Origin of the sequence: Streptomyces sp. M41(2017) (assembly GCF_002078175.1) — a bacterium.
Lineage (GTDB): Bacteria > Actinomycetota > Actinomycetes > Streptomycetales > Streptomycetaceae > Streptomyces.
In genome coordinates this window covers 3,055,778-3,069,763 of sequence record NZ_MWFK01000001.1, presented here as the reverse complement: position 1 = coordinate 3,069,763, position 13,986 = coordinate 3,055,778, and the positions used below count along the sequence as shown (strand labels likewise).

Here is a 13,986-nt window from a genome sequence, read left to right as displayed (position 1 = left end):
GGCGTTCGCACAGCAGAAAGACCCCGGGTCGGCGGGGAAGGGGGCCGGATCTGCCGGGGGGGGATCAGCCCAGCGGGATCCCGTTCACCGGCAGGCCGTGCGTGGGCAGGCCCTGCACCGGCAGGCCACCGAGCAGTCCGGCCACCGGCGCGGCGGGGCCGTCGGCGAGCAGTCGCGCGGCGGCGGGCTGCGCGGCGGCGACGCCCGTGCCGAGCGCGTTCTGACCCTGGGCGAGCGCCTCACCGGCACCGGGGAGCGCCTTGGCGACGTTCTCGGCGGGGAGCGTCCGGGTGACGGTGTCCAGCGCCGAGGAGGCGTCCGGCACGGCCGGGGCGGCGTTCGCGGCACCCGCGCCGGCGGCGGCGAACGCGGCACCGAGAGCGGCGACACCGAGGGTCTTGGCTGCAGACTGCTTCATATTGAATGCGTCCTTGAAGACGGGGATGTGAGCGGTCCAGAACCGTAAACACGCGAACCCGCCGTCCGCAAACATCGAAAAGCGGCCGAGTCATGGAGAAGAAGTGAAGACCCGGCCGCTTTCCACCCGCTCCGATCAGGCCTGATCCCCGACAGAACCGCTGGTCGAGGCGGTCTGCTGGAACAGCCATTCGGACTTGAGTTCTGCATATCCGGGCTTGATCACGTCATTGATCATGGCAAGTCGTTCATCGAAAGGAATGAATGCTGACTTCATAGCATTGACCGAGAACCACTGCATGTCGTCGAGCGAATAACCGAACACTTCGACAAGGTGCTCGAATTCCCGGCTCATACTCGTCCCGGACATCAGCCTGTTGTCCGTATTGACCGTGGCGCGGAAATGCAGCCGCCGCAGCAGCCCGATCGGGTGCTCGGCGTACGAGTCGGCGGCGCCGGTCTGGAGGTTGGAGCTCGGGCACAGCTCCAGCGGGATGCGCTTGTCCCGGACGTAGGAGGCGAGCCGCCCGAGCTCGACCGAACCGTCCTCGCGCACCGTGATGTCGTCGATGATGCGGACGCCGTGGCCGAGCCGGTCGGCGCCGCACCACTGGAGGGCCTGCCAGATGGACGGCAGTCCGAACGCCTCGCCGGCGTGGATCGTGAAGTGGTTGTTCTCGCGCTTGAGGTACTCGAAGGCGTCCAGGTGCCGGGTGGGCGGGAACCCGGCTTCGGCGCCCGCGATGTCGAAGCCGACGACGCCCAGATCGCGGTAGCGGTTGGCGAGTTCGGCGATCTCCAGGGCGCGGGCCGCGTGCCGCATCGCGGTGAGCAGCGCGCCGACCCGGATGCGGTGGCCGTTCTCCCGGGCCAGCCGCTCCCCCTCCCGGAAACCCTCGTTGACCGCCTCGACGACCTCTTCGAGGCTGAGCCCGCCCTCCAGGTGCTGTTCGGGCGCATACCGCACCTCGGCGTACACGACACCGTCCTCGGCGAGGTCCTCGGCGCACTCGCGGGCCACCCGGACCAGTGCCTCGCGGGTCTGCATGACGGCGCAGGTGTGGGCGAAGGTCTCCAGGTACCGCTCCAGCGAACCGGAGTCGGCGGCCTCGCGGAACCAGAGGCCGAGCTTGTCGGCATCGGTCTCGGGGAGGTTCGAGTAGCCCGACTCCCGGGCGAGTTCGACGATCGTCCCGGGGCGCAGGCCCCCGTCGAGATGATCGTGCAGCAGGACCTTGGGCGCCCGGCGGATCTGTTCCGAGCTCGGGGTGTTCCGGATCTGGCTCGTCATTTTCGCACTCTAGCCCCTACGCGCGTAGAACTCCTGGTGCACAGATCCGTCGATACGTAACGGTGACCGTGCGGACGGGTGGCGTACACCGATGCTTCTGACACTGTTCTGTCATGGCACAGCAAGCGACGCCGGTTCGGATGGCCCGGTTGGGGAGGGCGCTCGGCCCGGAGCCGACGGCGGTCAGCGGGGTTGTTCTGCTGCTGCCGGGCGGCGAGCAGACCTCGGACCGCAGACCCTCTCCCATGATGGCGGCCGCCTCCGTTCGCGCGCTGGGCCGCAGGCTGTCCCGCGCGGGGCGGACGGAAGGCCTGGTCACGCACGTGGTGCACTACCGGGTCCGCGGCTGGAACGGCGGCGAGGCCCATCTCGCGGGCGACGCGTCCTGGGCCGCGGACGAGGTCGTACGCCGTTACGGGGACGTCCCCGTGTGCCTGGCCGGCATCGACATGGGCGCCCGGGCCGCTCTGCGCGCCGGCGGCCACACCGCCGTCAACTCCGTGCTGGCGCTGGCACCCTGGCTGCCGGAGGAGGACGTCGCGGCGCCACCCGAACCGGTGAAACAGCTGGCCGGGCGACGGGTGCTGATCGTGCACGGCACCAACGACGAGCGCACCGACCCGGAGTTGTCCTTCCGGCTCGCGGCACGCGCGAAGAAGGCCAACCGCGACATCTGCCGCTTCGAGGTCCACTCCGACGGACACGCGCTGCACCAGCACCGGCACGAAGTCCTCTCCCTGGCCGAGGACTTCGTGCTGGGGTCGCTGTTCGGCCACTCCTTCTCCCGGCCCGTCGAGGACGCGTTCGCCGCCCCGCCGCCGCTGGGCCTGCGGATGCCGCTCGCGGCGGGCTTCGGACAGTCGCTGCGCCGCTAGGGGGTGTCCGCGACGTCACGTCGTCCGCCGAAGCACGGGCCCGGCGGCGTCATTGGCGCCTCCCCTGCTCGAACGCAGCCGAGAGCTCGGGGAAGCGTGCTCTCGGTGTGCAGGGCGCAGGCCTGCCCACTGGACGTACTCGGGTCCGGGGCCGGTGCGGCGAGCGTGCGTGCCAGGCGTCCCCGGGCCGGCGAGACTTCGCGGACCCGCCCCAGGGCGGGTCACGCGGCGCGCGGTGGGTCAGTCGGGCAGCAGGCGGCCCCTGCGGGACAGCAGGAACTTCTTGAAGGCGGCCACCGGCGGGGTGTCCGGGTGCCCGTCGAGCCAGGCGACACCGATCTCGCGGACGGCCCGCGGCGCGGTGACCGTCAGTTCGACAACTCCCGGGCGGGCGACGGCCGGTGGCGGCAGCAGGGCGACACCGAGGCCGGCCGCGACGAGGCCGCGGAGGGTCTCCGCCTCCTCTCCCTCGAAGGCGATGCGCGGCCGGAACCCGGCCTCCTGGCAGAGGTCGTCGGTGATCCGGCGCATCCCGTAGCCGGGTTCCAGGGTCACGAAGCTCTCGTCGGCCGCCTCGGCCAGGCGCACGCGCCTGCGGCCGGCCAGCGGATGATCGGCCGGCACGACGAGCCGCAGCTTCTGCTCGTCGAGACGGCGGCCCACCAGGTCCGGCGCGTCCGGCACCGGCGAGGTGAGGCACAGGTCCAGTTCGCCGGAGCGCAGCCGCTCCAGCATGGCCTCCCCGTAGTTCTGCACGAGACTGAAGCGCACCCGCGGATGGTCGGCGCGGAAGGCCCGGATCAGACCGGGCACGGTCTCGGAGCCCATGGTGTGCAGGAAGCCGAAGGCGACCTTGCCGGTGGCCGGGTCGGCGTCGGCGCGGACCTCGTCGGCGGCGCGCTCGATCTCCGCGAGGGCGCGCTCCACCGAGGACAGGAACGTGCGGCCCGCGGGGGTCAGCGACAGGGTCCGGCCGCGGCGGGCGAACAGGTCGACGCCCAGGTCCTGTTCGAGCCGGACCAGCGACCGGGAGAGCGTGGACTGGGGGACCTGCATCTCCTGCGCGGCGCGGGTGACGTGCTCGGTGCGCGCGACACCCGCGAAGTGGGCGAGCCGCGGAGCGAGCACGGCGGCCATGTTCCCGATGTCTTCTGTGTCACTGAACGGTGACAGGTGAGCCTCTGACCTCTGCTGATGCGCCATGGGAACGATTATGGCGATTCCATGCATTGGACGGATGAACGACGGGTCCCTACGTTCGAGGCATGCCTTCCGCCAGTACCGGGGCGTCCACCACGGTGGCCGCCACCTCGTCAGCCCCCGACACCGACACCACCGATTCCCGTATGGCCCCGGGCGGGCCCGGCTACCGCCGGATGAGCTTCGCGCTCTTCCTTGCGGGTGTCGCGACCTTCGCGCTCCTCTACTCCACGCAGGCCCTCCTCCCGCTCGTCTCCGCGGACTTCGCGGTGAGCGCGAGCGAGGCGAGCTGGACGGTGTCGGCGGCGACCGGCGGACTGGCCCTGTTCGTCCTCCCGATGAGCGCCCTGTCGGAGCGCTTCGGACGCCGTACGTTGATGACGGCCTCCCTGGCGGTTGCGGTGTCCGTCGGTCTCCTCGTGCCCTTCGCGCCGTCGATCGGCGCGCTGGTGGCTCTGCGGGCGGTGCAGGGCGCGGCCCTCGCGGGCCTCCCGGCCTCGGCGACCGCGTATCTGGCGGAGGAGGTCCGGCCCAAGGCGCTGATCACCGCGATCGGCCTGTTCGTCGCGGGCAACAGCGTCGGCGGGATGAGCGGCCGGGTGATCACCGGCTGGGTCGCCCAGGAGTGGGGCTGGCGGGTGGCCGTCGGTGTGATCGGGCTGATCGCCGTGGCCTGCGCGGTCGCCTTCCGGATGCTGCTGCCCGCACCCCGGCACTTCGCGCAGGGCTCGCTGCGGCCCCGGGTGCTGGCCCGCACGGTGCGCGACCACCTCGCGAACCCGCTGCTGCGCCGGCTGTACGCGATCGGCGCGCTGTTCATGATGGTGTTCGGCGGGGTCTACACGGTCATCGGCTACCGCCTGACGGAGGCACCCTTCTCGCTCCCCCAGGGCATCGTCGGTTCGATCTTCCTGGTGTACCTGGTCGGCACGGTGTCCGCGTCGACGGCGGGCCGGCTGGTCGGCCGGGTCGGCCGCCGCGGCTCCCTGTACCTGGCGGGCGGGACCACGACGGCTGGGCTGCTGCTCTCCCTCGGGGACTCGCTGGTCCTGGTCCTGCTCGGCCTCGTACTGATCACGGCGGGCTTCTTCGCCGGCCACGCGGTCGCGTCCTCGTCGGTGAGCCACACCGCGCAGCACGGCCGGGCACAGGCCTCGGCCCTCTACCAGTCCGCGTACTACATCGGCTCCAGCGCGGGCAGCACGCTCGGCGCGGTCGCCTTCCACGCCGGCGGCTGGGCGGGCACGGTGGTCATGGGGCTCCTCGCGGTGCTCGGCGTCGTCTCGATCACCCTGGCCGGCTCGCACGCGGCACGCGCCGCGGCCCGCAGGACGCCCGCGCTCGCCCACTGAGAGGGTGCCGCGCGCGGGCTCTCGCCCGCTGAGAGCCCGCCGCGCGCCGATTCCGCGCCCGCGCAGGCGCGGAATCGGCCTCCCGCACCACCCCTTCGACCTGCGGGTTTCCCCGCTCCGCACGCCATTGTCAGTGGGCTGCGGTAGCTTCCGAAGTGCCGGCGCAATGACGCGCGGGACGGAGAACAGGCCACAGGGGTGGGTTGGCTATGAGCGAGGGCACGGCGACGACGGCAGACCTGGACGTCCGGCTGGAGAAGCACCGGGTCGAGCTGACCGGGTACTGCTACCGGATGCTCGGCTCCTCCTTCGAGGCCGAGGACGCGGTGCAGGACACGATGGTCCGCGCCTGGCGCAGCTACGACAAGTTCGAGGGCCGCTCCTCTATGCGGTCCTGGCTGTACCGCATCGCGACGAACGTCTGCCTGGACATGCTCAACGCGGGCAACCGCAGGGCGCGCCCGATGGACCTCACCGGCCCCTCACCGCTCGCCCAGGCGGCCCTCACCCCCCGCGCGGACAACACCTGGCTGGAGCCGATGCCCGACGCCCGTGTGCTGCCCACGACCGGTGACCCGGCGGAGGCCGCGGTCGCCAAGGAGTCCGTGCGCCTCGCCTTCATGGCGGCCCTCCAGCAGCTCCCGCCCAAGCAGCGCGCGGTGCTCATCCTGCGCGAGGTCCTCGCGTGGCGGGCGAGCGAGGTCGCCGAGCTGCTCGGCACGACGGTCGCGTCGGTCAACAGCGCGCTCCAGCGAGCCCGCGCCACCCTCGCCGAGAGCGAGGGGGAGGGCGCGGACGCCGCCACCTCGGACCCGCTGGACGAGGAGCAGCAGAAGCTCCTGGAGCGCTATGTGGCGGCGTTCGAGGGCTATGACATGACCGCGTTGACGGCGCTCCTCCACGAGGACGCGATCATGACGATGCCGCCGTTCGACCTGTGGCTGCGCGGCACGTCGGACATCACCGGCTTCATGACGACGATGGGTGCCGCCTGCGCGAACTCGCGGCTGATCCCGGTCGAGGTGAACGGCCTGCCGGGCTTCGCGCACTACAAGCCGGACGAGGAAGCCGGGGGCTACGTGCCCTGGGCGGTCCAGGCGCTGGAGATCTCAAAGGGCCGCATCACCGGGTTCCACTGCTTCCTCGACACCGCGCGCTGGTTCCCGTTGTTCGGGCTCCCGCCGCACCTGGACGGTCCCGAGGAGGTCGCGGCACTCACGGCCTCCGGGGTCCGGGGCGGCACCGGCGGCGGTGTCGAAGCGGAGGCCGACGAGGTCGAGTAGGGCACGCAGCGCGGGGTCGGGGTCCTTCAGCCGTATCCGGCCCCCGGCCCGCCGGGCCGTGAGCTCCAGCCGGGCCAGCGCGTCGACGGCGGCGAGTCCGGGCGGTCCGAGGCCCGCGACATCGCAGACCACGACGCCTCCTCCGGTCGCTTCCAGGCGGGCGCGGACGTCGGCGCAGAGCCGGGGCACCTCGTCGCGGGTGACGAGTCCTGGCAGCACGAGTACGGCGGGTGTCGCGGAATCCACAGTCAGTAGACCGTCCGGGGGCTCGGAACTCATCGCGGGCGCGGCGGCACGTCCCGGCAGCCTGCGGCGAGCGTGCTGCGGTGCGCCCCGCACAGATCACATTGACCTGCGCCCAGCCTTCCCCGTTGGGTTGGGTGTATGTCCCACGAACCGGCGCCCCCCGCGATACCCGACGGCCTCCTCCACACGAAGGAGGCGCCGTGCAGGGGGTGTTGACGGGCTTCGCCGTGATCGCCGTGGTCATCGGCGTCGGGTACGTGATCGGGCGGCGCGGCTGTCTCGGGGACAACGGGCGGGAGGTGCTGACGAAGCTCGCTTTCCATGTGGCCTCGCCCGCGCTGCTGTTCACGACGCTCGCGGGGGCCGACCTGTCGGTGGTCTTCTCCACCCGGCTGCTGGTGACGGCGATGAGTACGGCCGTGGCGGCCGGGGTGTTCGTGGCGGCGGGGGCCGTACGGCGCTGGGGCCTGGGCCGGACGACGATCGGCGCGCTCTGCTCCAGCTACGTCAACTCCGGGAACCTGGGCATCCCGATCGCGGTGTACGTGCTGGGCGACGCCTCGCTGGTGGCGCCCGTGCTGCTGTTCCAGCAGATCATGGTGACGCCGATCGCCCTGACCGTGCTCGACCTGTCCGCACAGGGCGACAAGGGGCCGGTGTGGCGGCGGCTGATCGCCCCGCTGCGCAACCCCATCGCGGTGGGCTCGCTGAGCGGTGTCGTGGTGTCGGCGACGGGCCTGAAGGTGCCGGGGCCGGTCCTCGATCCGTTGCAGCTCATCGGCGGGATGTCGGTGCCGGCCGTGCTGCTGGCGTTCGGCATCTCGCTGTGCGGCAGCAGCCTGCCGGGCCGTGGCGCCGACCGGGCCCCGGTGCTGCTGTCGGTGGCGCTGAAGGCGGTGGGCCAGCCGCTGGCCGCCTGGGCCCTGGCCGTCACCGTGTTCGGCCTGCACGGCGCCCCGCTGCTGGACGTCGTGGTCACCTCGGCCCTCCCCGCCGCCCAGAACCTCTTCACGTACGCCTCCCGCTACCGGGTCGGCGAGACCCTGGCCCGCGAGTCGGTCCTGCTCTCGACGATCGCGGCGGTACCGGTGCTCGTGGTGGTGGCGGCGGTGCTGGGGTGAGGCGGGGTGCCCGCGCGGTCCGCACAGTTCGCGGGGAAGTCGCTGGTCTCGATGACGAGGCCGAACGGCGTGGGGAGCTTGACGGGTTCGCCGGGCTCAGGAAGCGCAGCGGGATGCCTGCGGCGGCGTTTGCGGCGGGCTCGGATGCCGAACGGGACCGGTGGAGGTCCACCGGTCCCGTTCGCCCGAAAGGGGAAACCGCAGGTCAGGCGATTCGTTCCAGCACCACGGGGGACGCCTTGAAGTCCGTGCCCGCCGCCGCGATGTCGTACGAGCCCTCGGTCGCCTGGAGCGCGTAGTCGAAGCGGTCCGGGGTGTCCGTGTGGAGGGTGAAGAGGGGCTGGCCCGCGGTCACCGTGTCGCCCGGCTTGGCGTGCAGCTCGACGCCGGCACCGGCCTGCACCGGGTCCTCCTTGCGGGCGCGTCCGGCACCGAGGCGCCAGGCGGCGATGCCGATGTCGTACGCGTCGAGGCGGGTCAGGACTCCGGAGGCCGGGGCCGTCACGACGTGCTGCTCGCGGGCGACGGGCAGCGCGGCGTCCGGGTCACCGCCCTGCGCGGCGATCATGCGGCGCCACACGTCCATCGCGGAGCCGTCGGCGAGCGCCTTCGCCGGGTCGGCGTCCTTCACGCCCGCCGCGTCGAGCATCTCGCGCGCCAGGGCGATGGTGAGTTCGACGACGTCGGCGGGGCCGCCGCCGGCGAGGACCTCGACCGACTCGCGGACCTCCAGCGCGTTGCCGGCGGTGAGACCGAGCGGCGTGGACATGTCGGTGAGCAGCGCGACCGTCTTCACGCCGTGGTCGGTACCGAGGCCGACCATCGTGGAGGCGAGTTCGCGGGCGTCCTCGATGGTCTTCATGAAGGCGCCGGAGCCGACCTTCACGTCGAGGACCAGCGAGCCGGTGCCCTCGGCGATCTTCTTGCACATGATCGAGGACGCGATCAGCGGGATCGCCTCGACGGTGCCGGTGACGTCGCGCAGCGCGTAGAGCTTCTTGTCGGCCGGGGCGAGCCCGTCACCGGCGGCGCAGATGACCGCGCCGGTGGTGTCGAGGACGTGCAGCATCTCCTCGTTGGAGAGCAGGGCGCGCCAGCCCGGGATCGCCTCCAGCTTGTCCAGGGTGCCGCCGGTGTGGCCGAGGCCGCGCCCGGACAGCTGCGGCACGGCCGCGCCGCACGCTGCGACGAGCGGGGCCAGCGGGAGGGTGATCTTGTCGCCGACGCCGCCCGTGGAGTGCTTGTCGGCGGTCGGGCGGGACAGGGACGAGAAGTCCATGCGCTCGCCCGACGCGATCATCGCGGCGGTCCAGCGGGCGATCTCACGGCGGTTCATGCCGTTGAGCAGGATCGCCATGTTGAGGGCGGCCATCTGATAGTCGGCGACCTCGCCGCGGGTGTACGCGTCGATGACCCAGTCGATCTGCGTATCACTGAGTTCGGCACGGTCGCGCTTGGTGCGGATGACGGAGACGGCGTCCATGGACATGGCGGACATGGCTTTCCTTCCGGAAGATGAGCGGCCCCTCCCCCGCGACGGTCGGTCGCGCAGGGAGGGGCCGCACGGCGTTACTGGCGGAGATGGGCGGGGCCGAAGGCCTGCGGCAGCATCTCGGAGAGGGGCAGGAGTCCGGCAGGCGTCTCCAGTACGAGGTCGGGCCCGCCGAACTCGAACAGCAGCTGGCGGCAGCGGCCGCACGGGACGAGGACCTCGCCCCGCCCGTCGACACACGTGAAGTGCGTCAGCCGGCCGCCGCCGGTGTTGCGCAGCTCGGAGACCAGACCGCACTCGGCGCACAGCGAGAGGCCGTAGGAGGCGTTCTCGACGTTGCAGCCGGAGACGGTGCGGCCGTCGTCGACGCGGGCGGCGGCGCCGACCGGGTAGCCCGAGTAGGGGGCGTACGCGCGGTTCATCGCCGCGCGGGCCACCTCCCGCAGCTGTTCCCAGTCGACGAGCGCGGGGTCCGCGCCGGCGGTGGTCACTTGCCCTGCCCCTTGCGGTACGGCAGGCCGTCCGCCTTCGGCATGCGCAGGCGCTGGGCCGAGAGGGAGAGGACGAGCAGGGTGATGACGTACGGCGTGGCGGAGACGATCTGGTTCGGCACCTCGTTGGTCAGGGAGTACCAGAGGAAGACGAGGACGCCGACGGCCAGGGTGACGACCGCGGAGACGTACTTCTTCTTCACGGCCAGCCAGATCGCGCCGATGAGCAGCAGGATCGCGCCGAGCAGCAGCAGGGCGTGGACGTTCGCCGAGCCGCCGCGCAGGTTGAGGCTGTCGGTGTAGCCGAACAGGCCGGCGCCGAGGGCGAGGCCGCCGGGCATCCAGTTGCCGAAGATCATCGCGGCGAGACCGATGTAGCCGCGTCCGCTGGTCTGGCCCTCCAGGTAGAAGGGGTTGGCGACGATGGAGAGGAAGACGCCGCCGAGGCCGGCCAGACCGCCGGAGATGATCACGGCGAGGTACTTGTACTTGTAGACGTTCACGCCGAGCGACTCGGCCGCGACCGGGTTCTCGCCGCAGGACCGCAGGCGCAGCCCGAACGAGGTGCGCCACAGGATCCACCAGGTCCCGGGGATCAGGGCGATGGCGATCAGGGTCAGCCAGGACACGTTGGTGACCAGGCCGCCGAGCAGACCGGCGATGTCCGAGATGAAGAACCAGCCCTTGGAGTTCAGGGTGGTCAGCCAGTCGGAGAGCCCCGGCACGGTGAAGTGGCCGAGCGAGTCGACCGGCGGGGACTGCTTGGCCGAACCGCCCTGCTTGCCCACGAAGGCGAGCGGGGAGAGGTAGCGGGTGACACCGAGCGCCAGGATGTTGATGGCCACACCGGAGACGATGTGGTTGACGTTGAAGGTGACCGTGATGATCGCGTGGAGCAGGCCGCCGAGGCAGCCGCCGATGATGCCGACCAGGACACCGGTCCACGGGCCCCACTGGTAGCCGGCCCAGGCGCCGAACCAGGTGCCGAGGATCATCATGCCTTCGAGGCCGATGTTCACGACGCCGGAGCGCTCGGCCCACAGACCGCCGAGACCGGCGAGGCCGATCGGGACGGCCAGCTGGAGGGCGGTCGACATCTGGCTGACGTTGGTGATGCCGTCGGCGCCCGTGATGATGCGGACGATCGAGGTCAGCGCCAGGCCGCCCGCGATGACCAGCAGGAGGACGGGGAGCGACATCCGGCGGCCGGTGGGAGCCGCGGGCTGCTGCGTGGGCTGGTTGACGTCGGTTGCGGTGGTCATCGGCCAGCCACCTCCTTCTGGGTGTTGTCGGTGGCGAGGGCGTGGCCCGCGGCGAGTTCCGCGCCGACGCGGCGCTGCTGGCGGCGCAGACCCCACTCGCGCACGGACTCGTAGGAGACGACGACGGCGATCACGATCAGGCCCTGCATGATGACCGCGATCTCCTTGTCGTACCCGTGGAAGTCGAGTTCGGGGGAGGCCTTGTCGAGCCAGGCCCACAGCAGGGCCGCGAAGGCGATGCCGACGGGGCTGTTGCGCCCGAGGAGCGCGATGCCGATGCCGAGGAAGCCGATACCGGTCGGGAAGTTGAGGCTGTACGTGTGGGTGTCGCCGAGGAGGATCGGCAGGCCCGCGAGACCGGCGATGCCGCCGGAGACGAGCATGGCGGTGAGCACCATGCGCTTGGGGTCGACGCCGCTGGCCGCGGCGGCCGACTCGGAGGCGCCGGAGGCGCGCAGGTCGAAGCCGAAGCGGGTGCGGTTCAGGACGATCCAGTAGCCGATGCCGAGGACCGCCGCGAGGATGACGAGACCGTAGATCTCGCCCGACTCGCCCATGTCGAACCCGGGGACCCAGCCGGACTTGTGCATCTCGCCGGTGGTGTTGTTGTTGCCGAGCTTGACGCCGAAGACGTCGGGCAGCCACAGGTAGGCGATGACGGAGGTCGCGATCGCGTTGAGCATGATCGTCGCGACGACCTCGCTGACCCCGCGGGTCACCTTGAGGACACCGGCGATGCCGGCCCAGAAGGCGCCGGTGCAGACGGCGGTCAGGATCAGCAGCGGCACCTGGAGCGCGGCCGGCAGCGCGACGTGCGCGCCGACGATCGCGGCCATCATGGCGGCGAGCTGGTACTGGCCGTCGACACCGATGTTGAACAGGTTCATCCGGAAGCCGATGGCCACCGCCAGCGCCGCGATGTAGTACAGCGACGCCTGGTTGATGATCAGGACCTGGATGTCGGAGAACGTCGCCTGCTCGAACATGATCGAGTACGGCTCGAACGGGCTCTTGCCCGAGGCGAGCAGCACGATCGAGGTCAGTGCCACGGCGACGACGAGCGCGATGACCGGCCCGGCCACTGCGAGGAGCAGGCGCTCCTTGTCGAACTTCTTCATCAGCGGGCCTCGTCTTCCGGGGCGTCTGCCGGAGTGTCGGTGTGCTCGTCGAGCTCGGCCGCTTCGGCGAGCTCCTCGTTCTCCAGGTGGCCGGAGGCGGCGCCGGTCATGGCCGAGCCGAGCTCCTCCGGGGTGATGGTGGCGGGGTCGGCGTCGGCGACCAGCTTGCCGTTGTAGATCACCCGGAGGGTGTCGGACAGGCCGATCAGCTCGTCCAGGTCGGCGGAGATCAGCAGGACGGCGAGGCCCTCGCGGCGTGCCGCGCGGATCTGGTCCCAGATCTGCGCCTGCGCGCCGACGTCCACACCGCGGGTGGGGTGGGCGGCGATCAGGAACTTCGGCTTGTGGCTCATCTCGCGGCCGACGATCAGCTTCTGCTGGTTGCCGCCGGACAGCGAGGCCGCGGTGACGTCGATGCCGGGGGTGCGCACGTCGTACTGCTCGACGATGCGACGGGTGTCCTTCTGGGCGCCCTTGATGTCGAGCCACATGCCCTTGGCGTTGGGCTTCTCGGTGACGTGGCCGAGGATGCGGTTCTCCCACAGCGGGGCTTCCAGGAGGAGGCCGTGGCGGTGGCGGTCCTCGGGGATGTAGCCGATGCCTCCCTCGCGGCGCTTGCGGGTCGACCAGGAGGTGACGTCGTCGCCGGTGAAACGGATGACACCGGAGTCGGCGGCCTTGAGGCCGATCAGCGCGTCGATGAGCTCGGTCTGGCCGTTGCCCTCGACACCGGCGATGCCCATCACCTCACCGGCGTGGATGGTGAAGGAGACGTGGTCGAGGACGAGCCGGACGGCGCCGCGCTCCACCTCGTCCATGAGCAGGCTCGCCGAGCCCTTGCCGAGCGACACGGAGCCCTTGGCGAGGACGGTGAGGTCCTCGACCTGGATGACGGCCTTGTCGGTGACGGTCGACTCGGAGGTCTCCGGGGTGGGCAGCTCGCTGCCGACCATCAGCTCGGCGAGCTGGCGCGGCGACGTCTCGGACGGGACGGCGGTGCCGACCGTCGTGCCGCGCCGGATGACGGTGATGTCGTCGGCGACGGAGAGAACCTCGCCCAGCTTGTGCGAGATGAAGATGACCGACAGACCCTCGGCCTTGAGCTCGCGGAGGTTGTCGAAGAGCGCGTCGACCTCCTGCGGCACGAGGACCGCGGTCGGCTCGTCCAGGATGAGGATGCGGGCGCCGCGGTAGAGGACCTTGAGGATCTCCACCCGCTGACGGTCGGCGACGCCGAGTTCCTCGACGAGGACGTCGGGGCGGACGCCGAGGCCGTAGCGCTCGGAGAGCTCCACGATCTTGCGGCGGGCCTTGCCGCCGATCCCGTACAGCTTCTCGCTGCCGAGGACGACGTTCTCCAGGACCGTGAGGTTGTCCGCCAGCATGAAGTGCTGGTGGACCATGCCGATGCCGCGGGCGATGGCGTCGGCGGGCGAGGAGAAGGTGACCTGCTCGCCGTCGACGGCGATGGTGCCCTCGTCCGGCTTCTGCATGCCGTAGAGGATCTTCATCAGCGTCGACTTGCCGGCGCCGTTCTCGCCGACCAGGGCGTGCACGGTGCCCTTGCGGACGCTGAGGTGGATGTCGTGGTTGGCCACGACGCCCGGGAACCGCTTGGTGATCCCGGCGAGTTCGACGGCGGTCGCCTGACCGTCGACCGCGTCGGCCGGAGGGCTGCTGGACGCGTTGATGGCGCACTCTCCTGAGGGAAAGGGGGTCGTCTACGCGCGTAGCGCCCCTACGGCAACGAAAGGGGCCACGCGCCGCGAGAACGGGATACGAAGAGCCAGACTCCTCGTATCCCGTTGAGCGGACGTAACCCCACGGTTACCAAGCGG

12 protein-coding genes and 1 pseudogene are annotated in these 13,986 nt (G+C 71.2%); 4 read left to right on the top strand and 9 right to left on the bottom strand.

All coding sequences use genetic code 11. The annotated features are described in order from the left end of the window. Positions 1 to 64 precede the first annotated feature (64 nt). Positions 65 to 418 (bottom strand): ATP-binding protein, encoded by a 354-nt coding sequence (locus B0675_RS13555; RefSeq protein WP_081219052.1) that lies wholly within the window; start codon positions 416 to 418, stop codon positions 65 to 67. A gap of 135 nt (positions 419 to 553) precedes the next feature. Beyond that, positions 554 to 1,708 carry an adenosine deaminase gene (locus tag B0675_RS13550; RefSeq protein ID WP_081219051.1) on the bottom strand — a complete coding sequence of 385 codons (1,155 nt, stop codon included), beginning with the start codon at positions 1,706 to 1,708 and terminating at the stop codon, positions 554 to 556. Between the two features lie 113 nt (positions 1,709 to 1,821). Here B0675_RS13550 and B0675_RS13545 point away from each other — a divergent pair, with 113 nt between their 5' ends. Next, positions 1,822 to 2,583, top strand: coding sequence for an alpha/beta hydrolase (locus B0675_RS13545; RefSeq protein WP_081219050.1), 762 nt, complete (start codon positions 1,822 to 1,824; stop codon positions 2,581 to 2,583). 240 nt (positions 2,584 to 2,823) lie between these two features. Here the strand turns inward: B0675_RS13545 and B0675_RS13540 are convergent, their stop codons facing one another. Continuing rightward, positions 2,824 to 3,786 carry a LysR family transcriptional regulator gene (locus B0675_RS13540; protein WP_081219049.1) on the bottom strand — a complete coding sequence of 321 codons (963 nt, stop codon included), beginning with the start codon at positions 3,784 to 3,786 and terminating at the stop codon, positions 2,824 to 2,826. 62 nt (positions 3,787 to 3,848) lie between these two features. Between B0675_RS13540 and B0675_RS13535 the strand changes: the two genes are divergently transcribed. Next, entirely contained in the window at positions 3,849 to 5,135 is a 1,287-nt protein-coding gene (locus B0675_RS13535) for an MFS transporter (RefSeq protein ID WP_081219048.1), read from the top strand. Between the two features lie 209 nt (positions 5,136 to 5,344). After that, positions 5,345 to 6,418: a sigma-70 family RNA polymerase sigma factor gene (locus B0675_RS13530; RefSeq protein WP_081219047.1), complete on the top strand. Its 1,074-nt coding sequence runs from the start codon at positions 5,345 to 5,347 to the stop codon at positions 6,416 to 6,418. 39 nt (positions 6,419 to 6,457) lie between these two features. Here B0675_RS13530 and B0675_RS41945 read toward each other — a convergent pair. Further along, positions 6,458 to 6,697, bottom strand: a pseudogene (locus tag B0675_RS41945) (STAS domain-containing protein); the annotation flags it as partial. 167 nt (positions 6,698 to 6,864) lie between these two features. Between B0675_RS41945 and B0675_RS13520 the strand changes: the two are divergent. After that, positions 6,865 to 7,785, top strand: a complete 921-nt coding sequence (locus B0675_RS13520) for an AEC family transporter (protein ID WP_081219045.1) — start codon at positions 6,865 to 6,867, stop codon at positions 7,783 to 7,785. Between the two features lie 205 nt (positions 7,786 to 7,990). Here B0675_RS13520 and B0675_RS13515 read toward each other — a convergent pair whose 3' ends face one another. The 5 genes from B0675_RS13515 to B0675_RS13495 all read right to left on the bottom strand — a co-directional run bounded on the left by B0675_RS13515 (position 7,991) and on the right by B0675_RS13495 (position 13,839). Next, on the bottom strand, positions 7,991 to 9,274 hold the full coding sequence (locus B0675_RS13515; RefSeq protein WP_081221770.1) for a thymidine phosphorylase: 1,284 nt from the start codon (positions 9,272 to 9,274) through the stop codon (positions 7,991 to 7,993). An 80-nt stretch (positions 9,275 to 9,354) separates the two neighbouring features. Further along, positions 9,355 to 9,768, bottom strand: a complete 414-nt coding sequence (locus B0675_RS13510; protein WP_081219044.1) for a cytidine deaminase — start codon at positions 9,766 to 9,768, stop codon at positions 9,355 to 9,357. Continuing rightward, positions 9,765 to 11,030: an ABC transporter permease gene (locus B0675_RS13505; RefSeq protein ID WP_081219043.1), complete on the bottom strand. Its 1,266-nt coding sequence runs from the start codon at positions 11,028 to 11,030 to the stop codon at positions 9,765 to 9,767. The genes B0675_RS13510 and B0675_RS13505 overlap by 4 nt, the downstream gene beginning before the upstream one ends. Further along, the gene (locus B0675_RS13500; protein ID WP_081219042.1) at positions 11,027 to 12,148 is read right to left on the bottom strand and encodes an ABC transporter permease; all 1,122 of its coding nucleotides are present in this window, start codon (positions 12,146 to 12,148) and stop codon (positions 11,027 to 11,029) included. Before B0675_RS13500 ends, B0675_RS13505 begins: the two co-directional genes overlap by 4 nt. Then, a complete protein-coding gene (locus B0675_RS13495; protein ID WP_081219041.1) occupies positions 12,148 to 13,839 on the bottom strand; it encodes an ABC transporter ATP-binding protein in 1,692 nt (563 codons plus the stop codon). Before B0675_RS13495 ends, B0675_RS13500 begins: the two co-directional genes overlap by 1 nt. Between the last annotated feature and the right edge of the window lie 147 nt (positions 13,840 to 13,986).